Below are 14,622 nucleotides of genomic sequence, written 5' to 3' on the forward strand. Positions count from 1 at the left end.
CGCGGTCAGAATAAGGGCATAGGTTTCATCATAGCCAGATTGATAAAACAAGAAAGGAGTGGCAGGGATTATTTATTGATATTGCGAATAATATCTGTCGGGACGATTGATAATTAATGAAATTGTGATTATTCGCTGATTTATTAGGACTTTTCTCGATTGGCGTAGACCAAACACGAGGCTGTATTCATTCTCTCCAGGCATTTGCCTTGTTTATCGGTAAAGAAGCGCTTCTCCAGTTCGTGGGCATCGGCTTTATCTAATAAGGTAAAACCGTACTGCTGTAGCAGGGCTTCGATGTCATTGGCTGCAATGCCAAAGGTCCAGGCTTCGCCAATACTGCGCACCCCCTCAACACTCTCTTTTACGCCATATTCGCCGTTGAATGGCGAGTTGTCTGTTAATCCACCGTCATCCACCAACAGGTGATCATAAACAAAATCGAAAATAATCTGGCTGCCATCGCTGCTGTAGTGACTGATTGAGCTCAATAGCGTTTTTACCTGCGCGGGGTCCAGATACATCAGCAAACCTTCCAACAAAAACAGGCACTTTTCGCCGGGTTGCAAGGGAAGGGTGGCGAGGGTATCAGTCAAATTTTGCTGATTAAAATCAATGGGTAAAAATGTCAGATTGGACGGTGGCGAGATGTGGACTTCGTTCAGTTTTTCTATTTTATGCTGCTGCATGGTGGGATGATCAATTTCAAAAATATGGCTATGTTGCAGCGCGTGATAAAAACGGATCGCCCTTGAGTCATATCCGGCCCCCAGAATAAATATTTTGCTAAAGCGCCCCGCCGTTTTTTTGAAAATATCATCGATATATAAGGTACGGGCGACGATGTAGGGGTAAATACCGGCGGGGGTGGCGAGATTGAATACATCATCGCCTAGCAGAAAGGTCTTCTGCACCATAGAGAAGAGTGAATGGAAGGTCTGACTCAGAATAACGGCGACATAATCATCACTTTTAAGATGGGGTCTCTTCTCACCGTATGACTTAGCGCGGAGCAAACAGGTTAATTCAGCCGTAGCGGAAAATCCTGACTTAGCTTTCTTTGGCATAGCAATACCCCCCATCAATGGAGTCAATGTGCTGTTTATACCCTGCTTATGATGGCAGCGGGTCAATAAATGACTCTACGCCTCTATGGGCTATTTAGCAGAGTGATGAGTAGAAAGTGTCGTTTATGCCACATAATACTTGGGGGTTATTGCTGTAGTGAATCGGGCAAAGGGCGGGAAAGCACTGAAAGCGGTTGAGTCACCGCTTTTAGTGCTAATTATTGCGTTACATTGGCGAGGATAGTCTTGACGTAACCAATCATATCAACGTAACCAATTGGTTTTTGCCAGCTCGACGACTTCATCACCACGGCCATTGATAATCGCCCTGAGCATATACAGGCTGAATCCTTTGGCCTGCTCAAATTTGATTTGTGGTGGCATCGATAGCTCCTGCTTAGCGGTGACCACATCCACCAATACCGGCCCCGGATGGGCAAATGCACTCTCCAGTGCGGCATCCAGCTCAGAGGCTTTCTCCACCCGAATGCCCTTAATGCCCGCTGCATTGGCAATGGCGGCAAAGTCTGGATTATGCAAGTCAGTGCCGTCAGTCAGATAGCCGCCCGCTTTCATCTCCATCGCCACAAATCCCAGCACACTGTTGTTGAACACCACAATTTTCACCGGCAATTTAAGTTGCGCCAGCGTGAGGAAATCGCCCATGAGCATAGTGAAACCGCCATCACCGCACAGGGCAACCACTTGCCGTTCGGGGGCGGTGGCTTGCGCGCCAATGGCTTGTGGCATGGCATTGGCCATCGAACCGTGGTTGAACGAACCTAGCAAACGCCGCTTACCGTTCATTGCAAGATAGCGGGCCGCCCACACCGTTGGGGTGCCTACATCGCAGGTGAAAATGGCATCATCCGTGGCGTGGCGGCTGATTTGCTGCGCCAGATATTGCGGATGGATGGGCTGGTTATCATTGGCGGTCGCCAGCCCGTCCAGTTCCTTGCGGGTGGTACGATAGTGCTCCAGTGCTTTTTCTAAAAATTTGTTATCACTTTTGGCTGCTAACTGCGGTAACAGCGCACGCAACGTGGTTTGGATATCACCCACCAGTGCCATATTCACTGGGCAGTGAGCACCAATGCTGCCGGGGTTGATATCAATCTGGATGATGTTTGCATTGGTAGGATAAAAGGCGCGATAGGGGAATTGGGTGCCGAGCAACAGCAGAGTATCGGCATTCATCATGGCGTGATAACCGGAGGAAAACCCAATAAGCCCAGTCATACCTACGCTGTAAGGATTATCCCACTCAATATGTTCTTTGCCACGCAGCGCATGTACCACCGGGGCTTGCAGCATTTCCGCCAGTTTTACCACTTCATCGTGAGCATCAGCACAACCGCTACCACACATCAGGGTGATATTTTTTGCCTTATTCAGTGTTTGCGCCAAAATCGCCAACTCACTCATTGGCGGCTGAACCAGCGGCAGTTTCGGTGTTTTCCACACCACAGCCGCATCTTCCGGCGCGGGCTGTAGCGCCACATCGCCCGGTAACACAATCACTGACACGCCACGGTTAAGAATGGCCTGGCGCATGGCGATCTCCAGCACCCGAGGCAACTGTTCTGGGTTGGAAACCAATTCACAATAGTGACTGCATTCGCGGAACAGCTCTTGCGGGTGGGTCTCCTGAAAATAACCACTGCCAATTTCGCTGGAGGGGATGTGCGCGGCAATCGCCAGCACCGGAACATGGTTGCGATGACAATCAAATAAGCCGTTGATCAGATGGAGGTTACCGGGGCCGCAGGAGCCAGCGCAGACCGCCAGTTGCCCGGTCAGTTGCGCTTCGGCACCTGCGGCGAAAGCCGCCACCTCTTCGTGGCGCGTCCCCATCCACTCGATGGTACCCATGCGGTGCAGGCTATCACTCAGACCGTTGAGTGAATCCCCTGTAACGCCCCAAATTCGCTTAACACCTGCTTGTTCCAACGTTTTTGCGACCAGTGTTGCCACGGTTTGCTTCATAGTTGTTCCCTCAAGGATTAATGGCGAGTCATTATTCTATGAGGTCAAAGTATGGCGCGTTTAACAATTATTGCCCCATTAACGGTGTGAATTGCCCCATTAATAGCGCGGATAGCACTAATAGCGCGGATAGTATTAATGGAGCAAATAGTATTAATGGAGCAGCAAGCAGGGCGGTTACGCCAGTTGGAGATCGCCCTGTAGCTGGCAACTGCAAGCCAGCACATAGCCTTGGGCAATCTCGTCGGGGGTTAGCGTCATAGTGCTGGTGGTGGTGTATTCACCGTGCAGAATGCGTGTCTTACACGAACCACAGACCCCTGCGCGGCAGGCCGCCATCACCGGAACTTTATGTTGTTCCAGTGCAAACAGCAGTGATGTGCCGACCGGGACTTTCACACTGCGCAGCGGATGGCTAATGGTCATTATCAATTCATTGCTGGTATCGATAGCGTCATCGGCAGTGCGGAACTGCTCTTTTTGGAAATGTTCGGCTGGAACGGATTGCTCACGGCAATATTGCTCAACCCAATCCATATAGGGGGCAGGGCCGCAGGTCATCACGCGGCGGCGGCTGATATCTGGCGCAACCTGCTGCATGATTTGAGTCGTGATCCTGCCGGTGATAAAACCCGCCGTTGCTGCGGATTCCGCCACCAAGCTGAGCTGTAATTGCTGCGGATAGCGCTGCAATAAGCCTTGCCACTCATCGGCAAAGATCACATCGGCCGGTGAGCGTACATTAAAAATTACCCGAATATCCGCGTGCGCACGTCGTGCCAGCAGGTCACGACACATCGACATCACTGGGGTGACACCGCAACCGGCAGCCAACATCAGGTAGTGGTCATCATCAGCATGGGCGCAGGTAAACTCCCCTTGAGCCGCAGAAAGCCACAGATAATCGCCCACGCTCACCTGCTGAGTCAGCCAGTTGGAACCCTCACCATCGGCTAAACAACGCACCGTGAGTTGGATAAAGGGGCTGAGTCCGGGTGTGGAGGAAAGTGTATACGCGCGCAGGGTTTCATCACTGTTACGAATACTAACCAGAGCATATTGCCCCGGCAGATAAGGGTAAAAATCGTGGTTAATCAACCGCAGACTCCAGACGTCGGGCGTCTCTTGCACGATGGAGTGGATTTGCATGCGGTTAGGGCAGAGGGCGGTTGGGCAGTCACTTGGGATAAAATCAGCACTTGAGATAACAGGGGTGCTTGGGGTCAAATCGGTCATTGGGGCCTCACAGCGAATCAGGTCATTCTCGAGCAAAAACCACTCATCATGCCCAGCCAATGGCGTTAAACCGCACTGGCTGGGCAAGCTGTTATTGCTTCATTATTTAGGGCTTACTTGCCTCAGGTTTTAACTGCCCAAAATCTCGTTCATATCCTGTTCTACGGTGGTAATAGGCCGCATACCAAATTTCTCGTACAGAATCCCCATCAGGTTGTCCGTCAGGAAGCCAGGCGCGGTCGGGCCGGTATAGATATTTTTGACACCCAGTGACAGCAAGGTCAGGAGGATAACAATGGCTTTTTGTTCGAACCATGACAGCACCAGACTGAGCGGCAGGTCATTGACGGTACAGCCCAATTTTTCTGATAATTTTACCGCTAGCATGATGGCTGAGTAAGCATCATTACATTGACCGACATCCAGCAGGCGCGGTAATCCCTCCAGCGTGCCGAAATCCAGCTTATTGAAGCGATATTTACCGCAGGCCAGGGTCATAATGATGCAATCTTGCGGCACACTGCGGGCAAAATCGGTGAAATAGCTGCGTTCTGTGCGGCTACCATCACAGCCCCCGACCAAAAAGACATGGCGCAGTTTTTTAGTGGCGACCAGATCAATCACGGTATCCGCCGCGTTCAGCAGGGTTTGACGGCCAAAACCGACGGTAATCAGATGCTCCAGCTCATTGTACGGGAAGCCCGCCATACCCAATGCCTGATCGATGACCTGCGCGAAATCGTCGCCTTCCAGATGGTTCACACCCGGCCAGCCAACAATGCTGCGGGTCCAGATACGGTCGCCGTAATTGCCCACATTGGGGTCAATGATACAGTTGGACGTCATCAGAATCGGGCCAGGGAATTTGGCGAATTCTGTCTGCTGATTCTGCCAGCCACTGCCGTAGTTACCCACCAGATGTGAGTAGCGTTTTAACTCTGGGTAGCCGTGAGCGGGCAGCATTTCACCGTGGGTATAAATGTTAACCCCGGTTCCCTCGGTCTGCTCCAGCAGCATTTGTAAGTCTTTGAGATCATGGCCGGAGATCAAAATGGCTTTACCCGCCACCGGACGCACGTTAACGGCTGTGGGTTGTGGGTCGCCGTAAGCTTGGGTTTCGCCAGCGTCCAAAATCGCCATAACGTTGAAGTTCATCTTGCCAATGCCCATGGCGTTATTCAGCAGGGTGTCGACGTCGCGTGGCTGTGTACCTAACCACGCCATATAGGCATGATATTCAGCGTAAATCTGCTCATCGTGCTGACCCAGCACATGGGCGTGTTCCATATAGGCTGCCGCCCCTTTCAGGCCATACAAACAGAGCATCCGCAGACCATGGATATCGTCACCGATCTCCGCTTTGTCGCTGTTCAGGGCGAATTGTTGCGATTGCTGTTGCAGGGTCGGGATGTCATCTGACAACAGTTGCAGCTCAGCTAATGGGTGATCAACGGTGATAGTGCTGTCGAGCAAGCGGCAACGGATAGCCAGTGATTGGCGTAGCAAGATGGCTTCTTTGGCGTAACCGATAATTCTGTCTGAATCGAAATTCACATTGGTGAGGGTCGAGAAGAAGGCTCTGGGTGCAAAGCTGTCAATCTGATGATCAACGATGCCAACTTCGCGTGCTGTCAATGCCCAAGCGGAAAGCCCTTGCAGGACGGCAACTAATAAGTCTTGTAAATCAGAGGTCTCAGCGGTTTTTCCGCACATCCCCTGCGCGTAGGAGCAGCCGTTACCCGCAGGTGTTCGGATGGTTTGTTCACATTGCACACAGAACATAATTATTTTTCCTTTTAAAAGTGCATTTATAATGCATGTTTAAAAGCATAGAGGGGCAAAGCGGGTTTAAAAAGGCTTTTCTAATGCAACTTTAACTTGTTTTGATTTGGCGCAACTTTTGCTGCGAATGAGAACTTATTCAGTTTTAGGCAGGAGTCATGCGCAGTGAATCGGATAATCCACTGCGCAGAAGAGGCTTATGACGAAAAGAAGGCGATCAATATTGGGGCCAGCAGACTCAGTAAGAAGCCGTGGACGATCGCGGCAGGGACCATTTCCAGCCCGCCACTGCGCTGCAATACCGGCAGCGTAAAGTCCATTGAGGTTGCACCGCACAAGCCCAGTGCGGTGGAGCGACTGCTGCGTACCAGTGTTGGGATCAGCATGATGGCCACTAATTCTCGCGCCAGATCATTGAAGAACGCGGCGCTACCAATCACGGGGCCAAATGCATCAGTCAGCAAAATACCTGACAGCGAATACCAGCCAAAGCCAGAAGCCATCGCCAGCCCCGTCTTAATCGGCAAACCCATCAGCAGCGCGGCGAGCAAGCCACCGAGCAAGGCACTGATACCGACGACAAATGCCACGATAGTTCCACGGCGATTTAGCACGATCTGGCGCAGTGTCATGCCACTGTTACGTAATTGAATACCCACTAAAAATAGCAGGAAAATCAGTGCTAGCTCGCTACCTTTGGCTGCAAATTGCAACCACGCCCATTGGCTTAAACCCAGCAGGAAACCGATAATGACTACGCCACATAATTTCAGGGATTCCAGTGCCATATGTAGCCGTGAGGGCAATGCTTCCTGACGGTGAGTATTTTTCCACGGCAATTTGCGTTCGAGTAAAAATAGCCCGAGTAAATTGGCACAAAAAATACAGAGAAAAAAGACTGCGGTGTACTGGAAAATAAGCAGCAAGTTAGCGCTGAGGTTTTCCAGAAATGCCAGACTGATCCCCATAAAGAATAAAATCACGTAGACCATCCAGCTTAATAAGCGGTTGATCAATTGAATTAATGACTTGCGGCTAAGTGGGATCAGATAACCAATAATTAATGGCAAAAGAATGATCAGTAATCCGGAATACACGAGTTGTACCGTCCTATACCCTTCTTCATTGACGTTATTGCGCTGTTAGCTGCATTCACTCACCCGAATCACTTACCTAGGTAAGCTCATTGGGATTCATTCGTTTGCTGCCTGACTGTAACGTTAATGACTTTGGGTATTATGAGCTGATGAATAATGGGCTGTGGCGCAATAAGCTATCTAAAATTACCCGCAGAGTAAAGCAGCATGCATTGTAGCGCGGCACTTGACGCGTAAGGTTTTTTTGCATCTGTCGGCAAGATAATCCGCTATGCTTGCCGAGTTAACAGTGTTATCTAGTAGTATCAGTATGAATAAATTCGCATCGGAGGCGCAGCATGTATCTTGAACGCGTAGATATAGTCGGTTTTCGCGGTATCAATCGTATTTCATTGAACCTTGATGATAATACTGTGCTGGTCGGTGAGAACGCCTGGGGTAAATCCAGCCTATTAGATGCCCTTACATTACTTTTATCCCCCGAACCGCAACTTTACCATTTCACCGTGCAAGATTTTTATTATCCGGCAGGGGATGAGAGCGCTAAAGAGCGCCATTTGCAGGTTATTTTCACTTTTTGTGAAAAAGATATTGGCCATTGGCGTGCGCCTCGTTATCGCCAATTAGCCCCACTTTGGATAAATCATGACGATGGTTTACATCGTATTTATTATCGGGTTGAGGGGGAGTTGGCTGACGATGGGACCGTCTGCACTTGGCGTACATTCCTCGATTTAGAAGGGCAGCCTCTGGCTTTGCATGATATTGAAAAGCTGGCACGAGGCGTTATTCGTATCCATCCGGTATTGCGCTTACGGGATGCGCGCTTTATGCGTCGACTCCGCAGTACCGCCGACGAAAACAGTCATCAGCCAGATAAAGTGGCACTGAATCAGCAGTTGGATCAATTAAGCCGCGAGTTAGTGCGTAATCCGCAAAAACTGACCAATACTGAACTGCGCCAAGGGTTGGTGGCGATGCGCCAACTGCTGGAACACTATTTTGCCGAGCAAGGAACGCAATCTGTTACTTTGCGTAATCACCGCTATAGCCCACAACCAGAGCGAGAAGCCTGGCAGGCCCTCGACAGCATCAATCGCATGGTGGCTGAACCTAATAGTCGCAGTATGCGGTTGATACTCTTAGGGATGTTCTCAACGTTACTGCAAGCCAAAGGCTCACTCAGCCTGGATCCTCATGCGCGGCCATTGCTGCTGGTCGAAGACCCAGAAACCCGCTTGCACCCCATTATGCTGTCGGTCGCGTGGGGTCTGCTCAGCCAGTTACCATTGCAACGTATCACCACCACAAACTCCGGTGAGTTAGTCTCTTTGGTGCCGATAGAGAGTATTTGTCGGCTGGTGCGTGAATCCTCTAGAGTGGCGACTTACCGCATTGGCCCGCGCGGCATGAGCGCGGAAGATAGCCGTCGCATCGCGTTTCATATTCGCTTCAACCGCCCCTCGGCTTTATTTGCCCGCTGCTGGCTATTGGTAGAAGGTGAAACTGAGATCTGGTTGCTCAATGAGCTGGCTCGCCAGTGTGGTCATCACTTTGAAGCGGAAGGTGTCAAGGTGATTGAGTTTGCTCAGAGTGGCTTACGACCCCTGCTGAAGTATGCCAACCGCATGGGTATCCAGTGGCATGTTCTGACAGATGGTGATGATGCGGGTAAAAAGTATGCCGACACCGTACGTAATATGGCGGACACTGGGCGTGACCACGAACGGGATCGTCTGACCATCTTACCCGCTCCGGATATGGAGCACTTTTTATATCGCGCGGGGTTTGATGCGGTTTATCACCGAGTATCGGGTATTCCGATGAATGCCAAGATGCAGCCGCGCAGGGTGATTGAAAAGGCCATCCATCGCACCTCCAAACCGGATCTGGCCATTGAAGTCACCAATCAGGCCAGAGAGTGGGGGGGCGAATCTATTCCCCCATTACTGAAAAAGATGTTTTCTCGTGTCGTTTGGTTGGCGCGAGGTCGGGCTGATTAGCAGTAGGAGGCTAGAGTCACTCGATTATAAAATGTGCGGCTAACCCATCTTCGAGTTGCTCCAGAAGTTGATAGCGACGGCGATATTCCGCGCGTTTTTTGCTAGCAATATCTTCAATCGACTTACGTGCAATCTGTACGGGTAAGCTGAAATAACCTTTTTCGCACTTTTCTCCCCCCAGTGAGTGCCAGAAACTATCGTAATCCGCATGTAATTTATCTTTTTTCTTCGCTCGATAACGCCAGTTTTGGTAAATGTGTGTGCCATTCCCGACGGCAATAATTTGTGTTATCCCCATCAGTTTTGCCAAGGAGCAGGCGGCTTCTAATACCAGACGTTTAGGAAATAGCCCATGACATGCTTTGGTACTAAGGTGAATTTCGCTATGGGGGGTTTCATTATCCGCTCCTTGTAAGCCGCCAATAAACAGTGTTTGTTGCTGCTGATAATAAAATAGGCTGAAAGTCAGCACCGCCAACGTTTGTTGTTGCTCATTGGTCAGCATCAGCGTAATTTCGCCCTCCTTATTGAATTTTGGAATCGCGGCCAAATAAAGAAAATACTTTTTCTCATTCTTGCCTGCTAACTCAGTCAATTTATAAGGCGAATGGTGTAAATAGTTGTGCAGCAATGATGCTGGCATACATTGATTTATTAACTGAAAATGGTCCTGCAGTGCCGCCAGCTTTTGACGGTTATTGAATGTATTAGCCAAATAAGGACGCTGTAATTTACAAGGTAAATCAGGCTGGTCGCGTAACATTCTATTTAGAAAGGGCTGCTTCACCAGTATAGCTAACAGGTTTAGGGTCAGTTTGGGATGAATTATGGTTCTGGCGATAAATTTAAGCCGAAACTGCAATTTATGCCATGAACCACCCAATGCCTGGTTACCTTTGAATAGCAACGCAATTAATCCCCAACAGTTAAGATTATTAGGATTTGATTTGATGTTTTCGGTGCTTTGCATGATTAAAACCATTTTCTCACTGAATTTTCGCGCTATTGGAACAAAAGGGAACTAAACAGTGTGTCAATGCATCTTAGGATTCACCGATAGCACGGTGGTATTAAGATTTCGTTTAGTTAAATGAGAATTCCCGATGGTAATTTCGGCAATTTAAAGAAGATAAAATAAAGGAAGGTACTTGATTTGATGCAGTTCAGTAGAAGTCAGCGCCGATGGCTCATCGTACTTGCCGCATTGATTATTGGTGGCTTTTTCATCACCAGACACCTGATGGCTCCCGCACCGGTTCAATATCAGACGGTGAAAGTTGCCAACCGTGACCTGCAACAGAATGTCCTGGCCACTGGCAAACTCGATGCCGTGCGCAAAGTTGATGTGGGTGCACAGGTCAGTGGTCAGTTGGAAAAACTGTATGTGCAGATTGGTGATCAGGTTGAGCAAGGCCAGTTACTGGCGATGATCGACCCGCAACAGGCGCAGAACCAAATCAAAGAAGTGGAGGCGACACTACAGGATTTGAATGCCCAGTTGGCGCAGGCGAAGGCTGAAATGCAACTGGCAGCGGTGACGCTGCGTCGTCAGCAGGATCTGGCAAAGTTACAGGCGGTATCACGTCAGGATCTGGATCAGGCGAGCACCACGCTGGCAGTGAAAAAAGCGCAAGTTGAAACCATTAACGCGCAAATCAATAAAACTAAAGCCAGTCTCGATACGGCGAACATTAATCTGGATTACACCAAGATCTCTGCCCCGATGGCTGGCGATGTGGTGCAAATCACTACTTTGCAAGGTCAGACGGTGATTGCGGCGCAACAGGCACCCAATATTCTGACGTTGGCCGATATGAGCACCATGCTGGTTAATGCGCAGGTCTCTGAGGCGGACGTGATCCACCTTAAACCGGGGATGAAAGCCTCGTTTACGGTACTGGGTGATCCCGGAAAGCGTTTTGATGGTGTGCTAAAAGACATTCAGCCCACACCGGAAAAAGTGAATGATGCCATTTTCTACTCTGCGCGTTTTGAGGTGCCGAATCCTGATCGTCTATTACGTTTGCAAATGACTGCGCAGGTTTCAATCCAGTTGGCAAATGTTCAGCAGGCGGTGGTGATTCCCTTATCGGCATTAGGCGAGGAACTGGGCACCAATCGCTATCAAGTCGCAGTGCTAAATGGCGGCAAAGAAGAGAAACGTGAAGTGACGATCGGCATTCGCAATAACGTCGATGCGCAGGTGGTTTCAGGTTTGAAGGTCGGTGAGGAGGTCATCGTCAGTCGTGGTGGCGCGGAGGAGGCATAATGACGGCATTGCTTGAATTAAAAGGCATTCGTCGTAGTTATCAGTCCGGCGGAGAAACCGTTGACGTATTGCAGGATGTCTCACTGACCATCAATGCCGGTGAGTTGGTAGCGATTATCGGTGCCTCTGGCTCGGGTAAGTCGACGCTGATGAACATTCTGGGCTGCCTGGATAAGCCAAGTGCGGGCGTCTACCGTGTCGCAGGTCAAGACGTCGCCACATTGGATAATGACGCACTGGCGGCACTGCGCCGCGAGCATTTTGGCTTTATTTTCCAGCGTTATCATCTGCTACCTCATCTCAGCGCGGCCCATAACGTTGAGGTTCCCGCAGTCTATGCCGGTTTAGGTAAGCATGAACGGCGTGAGCGGGCGAATATGTTGTTAACCCGATTGGGGCTGGAGGAGCGTGTTAACTACCAGCCCAATCAGCTCTCTGGCGGGCAGCAGCAACGTGTCAGTATTGCCCGCGCCTTGATGAACGGTGGACAGGTCATTCTGGCCGATGAACCGACCGGAGCGCTGGATAGCCATTCCAGCGTTGAGGTGATGGCTATCCTAAAGCAGCTACAGCAGCAGGGGCACACGGTGATTATTGTCACCCATGACCCAACTGTTGCGGCTCAGGCAGAGCGGATCATCGAAATCAAAGATGGCCGCATTATGGCGGACTCTGGCTCGAAAACAGTGCCCACTGTCGCGGCTTCAGAGGTCATGAGTCTGACAGCGCCCGCACCTTCGTGGCAGCAACTGACAGGTCGTTTCCGTGAGGCGCTACTCATGGCCTGGCGCGCGATGTCGGCCAATAAAATGCGCACCGCATTGACCATGCTCGGGATCATTATTGGGATCGCCTCGGTGGTCTCCATATTGGTAGTGGGGGATGCAGCCAAGCAGATGGTACTGGCGGATATCCGCGCGATTGGCACCAATACCATTGATGTCTATCCTGGTAAAGATTTTGGCGACGATGACCCCAGTACTCGGCAGGCGTTGGTCTATGACGATATGGTGGCGCTAAAAGAGCAATCCTATGTCAGCGCCGTGTCGCCCACCATTTCTGGCAGTATGCGGCTGCGATACGGCAATGTGGATGTTGCGGCCAGTGTCTCGGGGGTCAGTGAGCAGTATTTCCGCGTGTTCGGCATGAAGCTTGAACAGGGGACGCCGATCACCCGTGAACAGGTTGAACGCCAGTCGCAAGTGGTCGTGATTGACCGCAATACCCAGCGCAGGCTATTTCCGCATATCAAAGATGTGGTCGGGCAAGTGATCTTGGTCGGCAATATGCCCGCTACCGTGGTGGGCGTGGTGGAAGAGAAGCAATCCATGTTCGGTAGCAGCAAAGCGCTGCGAATATGGGTACCGTACAGCACCATGGCGAATCGGCTGATGGGGCGTTCCTACTTTGATTCGATCACCATTCGGATTAAAGAGGGTTACAGCAGCAAAGAAGCCGAGCAGCAGTTGGTTCGCTTGCTGACCATGCGTCACGGCAAGAAAGATATATTCACCTACAACATGGATAGCTTGCTGCAAACAGCGGAAAAAACCACCCGTACAATGCAATTATTCCTGACCTTGGTGGCGGTGATCTCACTGGTGGTAGGGGGGATTGGCGTGATGAATATTATGCTGGTTTCAGTGACGGAGCGAACCCGCGAAATTGGCATCCGTATGGCGGTGGGCGCGAGATCCAGTGATGTCATGCAGCAATTCTTAATTGAGGCGATTCTGGTTTGCCTGGTCGGAGGGGCGTTGGGTATCACGCTATCCTTCGCCATTGGTCTGATTGTGGAGATGTTTTTACCTAACTGGCAGATTGCTTTCCCACCAGCGGCGTTGTTCAGCGCGTTCTTGTGCTCAACCGTGATTGGGGTGGTATTTGGCTATCTACCAGCCCGCAGTGCTGCCAGACTCAACCCGATTGATGCGTTAGCGCGCGAATGATTGGCGGGTGAACATTGTGTCGCCGAAGTGGCTTTAGCGTCGCGGTTTTAAGTCTGAATTGGAGGTTGACCCTAGCGGCTCTGGTAGCATAATAGAGCAATAAAAATGCCAGTCATGATTGGCTGGCATTTTGAAACGTATTCGATGCTGGTAGCAACAGACCGCTCAGGAAATACCTTGATCACCCGCGTGTTTGAGATGAGGTATTACCATGATATTTAAGCGAATGAGTGCGTGGTGTCAGGCCAATGCAGCAAGTTCCTGTGGTATGTCTTCTTGCAAGACCACATCTAACCCGAGTGGCACTATCAGACTGGCGTGGTTCCCTTTTGGCCCTTGGTGGACATCAAAGTTAACCATCTGACCGGCTTTTAACGTTCGGTAACCATCCATCTGGATAGTTGAATAGTGAGCGAATATATCTTCGCCACCGCCCTCAGGGCAAATGAAGCCAAAACCTTTGGCGTTATTGAACCATTTAACAGTACCCGTCTCCATACTTCTACGTCCCTCGCAAGGCTATTCTAGTTTGAGATGAGGTAATCGCTGGTTAAAGTGAGCGCAAAGTGGTTAAAACTGTAATTTTTGATTAACCCATATTTGGGTTACAACTCCCAATATTGGTTAAAACTACAGCAGCTCACGAAAATACACTCTAGTGGAAATGGTCCCAACGTCAAGGGGAGGGCTTTTGTCTGGCAGGAACAGTTCTTCAAAGTTTGATGCAGCTAACGCTATTGTGTTTGTTTGGTTACAATTTAACCGCTTTTAAGGCGAAAGAATCGACTTTTTTCTCTGGCGGCGTTATGGCATAAGTGATGTTAAAATAATAATAGATATCTGCATCAAATGGTCTTATAACCGGAGTGAGGTATTGCTCCTGTGTGGTTCAGTGAAACGATGGGCAGGCAATGGGTAAGAATAACGACTGGCTGAATTTTGAACATTTAGTCAAAGATAAACAGAAAGAGGCGCTCAAACCGCCGTCAATGTATAAAGTTATACTTAACAACGACGATTACACACCGATGGAATTTGTGATTGACGTTCTGCAAAAGTTCTTTTCTTATGATATTGAACGTGCAACACAATTGATGCTCAATGTGCATTATCAAGGAAAGGCGATTTGTGGTGTTTTTACTGCTGAAGTGGCAGAGACAAAAGTCGCACATGTAAATCAATACGCCAGGGAGAACGAGCATCCATTGCTTTGTACGCTGGAAAAAGCCTGAT

Annotated in this window: 11 protein-coding genes; 4 read left to right on the forward strand and 7 right to left on the reverse strand. The window is 49.9% G+C overall.

Translation table 11 applies throughout. The features are described from left to right. Nucleotides 1–143: 143 nt before the first annotated feature. The 5 genes from ACZ76_RS16370 to ACZ76_RS16390 all read right to left on the reverse strand — a co-directional run bounded on the left by ACZ76_RS16370 (nucleotide 144) and on the right by ACZ76_RS16390 (nucleotide 7,168). A complete protein-coding gene (locus tag ACZ76_RS16370; protein ID WP_048619869.1) occupies nucleotides 144–1,067 on the reverse strand; it encodes a class I SAM-dependent methyltransferase in 924 nt (307 codons plus the stop codon). A 264-nt stretch (nucleotides 1,068–1,331) separates the two neighbouring features. Continuing rightward, nucleotides 1,332–3,053 carry a ubiquinone-dependent pyruvate dehydrogenase gene (gene poxB / locus ACZ76_RS16375; protein WP_048619870.1) on the reverse strand — a complete coding sequence of 574 codons (1,722 nt, stop codon included), beginning with the start codon at nucleotides 3,051–3,053 and terminating at the stop codon, nucleotides 1,332–1,334. A 177-nt stretch (nucleotides 3,054–3,230) separates the two neighbouring features. Further along, nucleotides 3,231–4,202, reverse strand: a complete 972-nt coding sequence (hcr, locus tag ACZ76_RS16380) for an NADH oxidoreductase (protein ID WP_048620339.1) — start codon at nucleotides 4,200–4,202, stop codon at nucleotides 3,231–3,233. Between the two features lie 216 nt (nucleotides 4,203–4,418). Then, the gene (gene hcp, locus ACZ76_RS16385) at nucleotides 4,419–6,071 is read right to left on the reverse strand and encodes a hydroxylamine reductase (RefSeq protein WP_048619871.1); all 1,653 of its coding nucleotides are present in this window, start codon (nucleotides 6,069–6,071) and stop codon (nucleotides 4,419–4,421) included. Nucleotides 6,072–6,268: 197 nt separating this feature from the next. Next, nucleotides 6,269–7,168, reverse strand: coding sequence for a LysO family transporter (locus ACZ76_RS16390; RefSeq protein ID WP_048619872.1), 900 nt, complete (start codon nucleotides 7,166–7,168; stop codon nucleotides 6,269–6,271). Between the two features lie 338 nt (nucleotides 7,169–7,506). On the opposite strand from ACZ76_RS16390, the gene ACZ76_RS16395 reads away from it, so the two are divergent. Continuing rightward, nucleotides 7,507–9,171 (forward strand): ATP-dependent endonuclease, encoded by a 1,665-nt coding sequence (locus tag ACZ76_RS16395; RefSeq protein WP_048619873.1) that lies wholly within the window; start codon nucleotides 7,507–7,509, stop codon nucleotides 9,169–9,171. A 16-nt stretch (nucleotides 9,172–9,187) separates the two neighbouring features. On the opposite strand, the gene ACZ76_RS16400 is transcribed toward ACZ76_RS16395, so the two are convergent. Next, on the reverse strand, nucleotides 9,188–10,141 hold the full coding sequence (locus tag ACZ76_RS16400) for a VirK/YbjX family protein (protein ID WP_048619874.1): 954 nt from the start codon (nucleotides 10,139–10,141) through the stop codon (nucleotides 9,188–9,190). Nucleotides 10,142–10,327: 186 nt separating this feature from the next. Between ACZ76_RS16400 and macA the strand changes: the two genes are divergently transcribed. Together macA and macB are read left to right on the forward strand one after the other, a co-directional pair. Then, nucleotides 10,328–11,440 (forward strand): macrolide transporter subunit MacA, encoded by a 1,113-nt coding sequence (gene macA / locus ACZ76_RS16405; RefSeq protein ID WP_048619875.1) that lies wholly within the window; start codon nucleotides 10,328–10,330, stop codon nucleotides 11,438–11,440. Continuing rightward, nucleotides 11,440–13,389 carry a macrolide ABC transporter ATP-binding protein/permease MacB gene (macB, locus tag ACZ76_RS16410; protein WP_048619876.1) on the forward strand — a complete coding sequence of 650 codons (1,950 nt, stop codon included), beginning with the start codon at nucleotides 11,440–11,442 and terminating at the stop codon, nucleotides 13,387–13,389. The genes macA and macB overlap by 1 nt, the downstream gene beginning before the upstream one ends. Nucleotides 13,390–13,629: 240 nt before the next feature. Here macB and cspD read toward each other — a convergent pair whose 3' ends face one another. Continuing rightward, entirely contained in the window at nucleotides 13,630–13,887 is a 258-nt protein-coding gene (gene cspD / locus ACZ76_RS16415; RefSeq protein WP_005275069.1) for a cold shock-like protein CspD, read from the reverse strand. Nucleotides 13,888–14,300: 413 nt separating this feature from the next. On the opposite strand from cspD, the gene clpS reads away from it, so the two are divergent. Continuing rightward, the gene (gene clpS, locus ACZ76_RS16420) at nucleotides 14,301–14,621 is read left to right on the forward strand and encodes an ATP-dependent Clp protease adapter ClpS (RefSeq protein ID WP_004873731.1); all 321 of its coding nucleotides are present in this window, start codon (nucleotides 14,301–14,303) and stop codon (nucleotides 14,619–14,621) included. The last annotated feature ends 1 nt before the right edge of the window (nucleotide 14,622 follow it).

Origin of the sequence: Yersinia aleksiciae (genome assembly GCF_001047675.1) — a bacterium.
Classification (GTDB): domain Bacteria; phylum Pseudomonadota; class Gammaproteobacteria; order Enterobacterales; family Enterobacteriaceae; genus Yersinia; species Yersinia aleksiciae.

What these genes read in the sequence shown, in the direction of transcription:
- ACZ76_RS16370 (WP_048619869.1), bottom strand. Translation starts at nt 1,067, where the DNA reads ATGCCAAAGAAAGCTAAGTCAGGATTTTCCGCTACGGCTGAATTAACC.
- poxB (WP_048619870.1), bottom strand. Translation starts at nt 3,053, where the DNA reads ATGAAGCAAACCGTGGCAACACTGGTCGCAAAAACGTTGGAACAAGCA.
- hcr (WP_048620339.1), bottom strand. Translation starts at nt 4,202, where the DNA reads ATGCAAATCCACTCCATCGTGCAAGAGACGCCCGACGTCTGGAGTCTG.
- hcp (WP_048619871.1), bottom strand. Translation starts at nt 6,071, where the DNA reads ATGTTCTGTGTGCAATGTGAACAAACCATCCGAACACCTGCGGGTAAC.
- ACZ76_RS16395 (WP_048619873.1), top strand. Translation starts at nt 7,507, where the DNA reads ATGTATCTTGAACGCGTAGATATAGTCGGTTTTCGCGGTATCAATCGT.
- ACZ76_RS16400 (WP_048619874.1), bottom strand. Translation starts at nt 10,141, where the DNA reads ATGCAAAGCACCGAAAACATCAAATCAAATCCTAATAATCTTAACTGT.
- macA (WP_048619875.1), top strand. Translation starts at nt 10,328, where the DNA reads ATGCAGTTCAGTAGAAGTCAGCGCCGATGGCTCATCGTACTTGCCGCA.
- macB (WP_048619876.1), top strand. Translation starts at nt 11,440, where the DNA reads ATGACGGCATTGCTTGAATTAAAAGGCATTCGTCGTAGTTATCAGTCC.
- cspD (WP_005275069.1), bottom strand. Translation starts at nt 13,887, where the DNA reads ATGGAGACGGGTACTGTTAAATGGTTCAATAACGCCAAAGGTTTTGGC.
- clpS (WP_004873731.1), top strand. Translation starts at nt 14,301, where the DNA reads ATGGGTAAGAATAACGACTGGCTGAATTTTGAACATTTAGTCAAAGAT.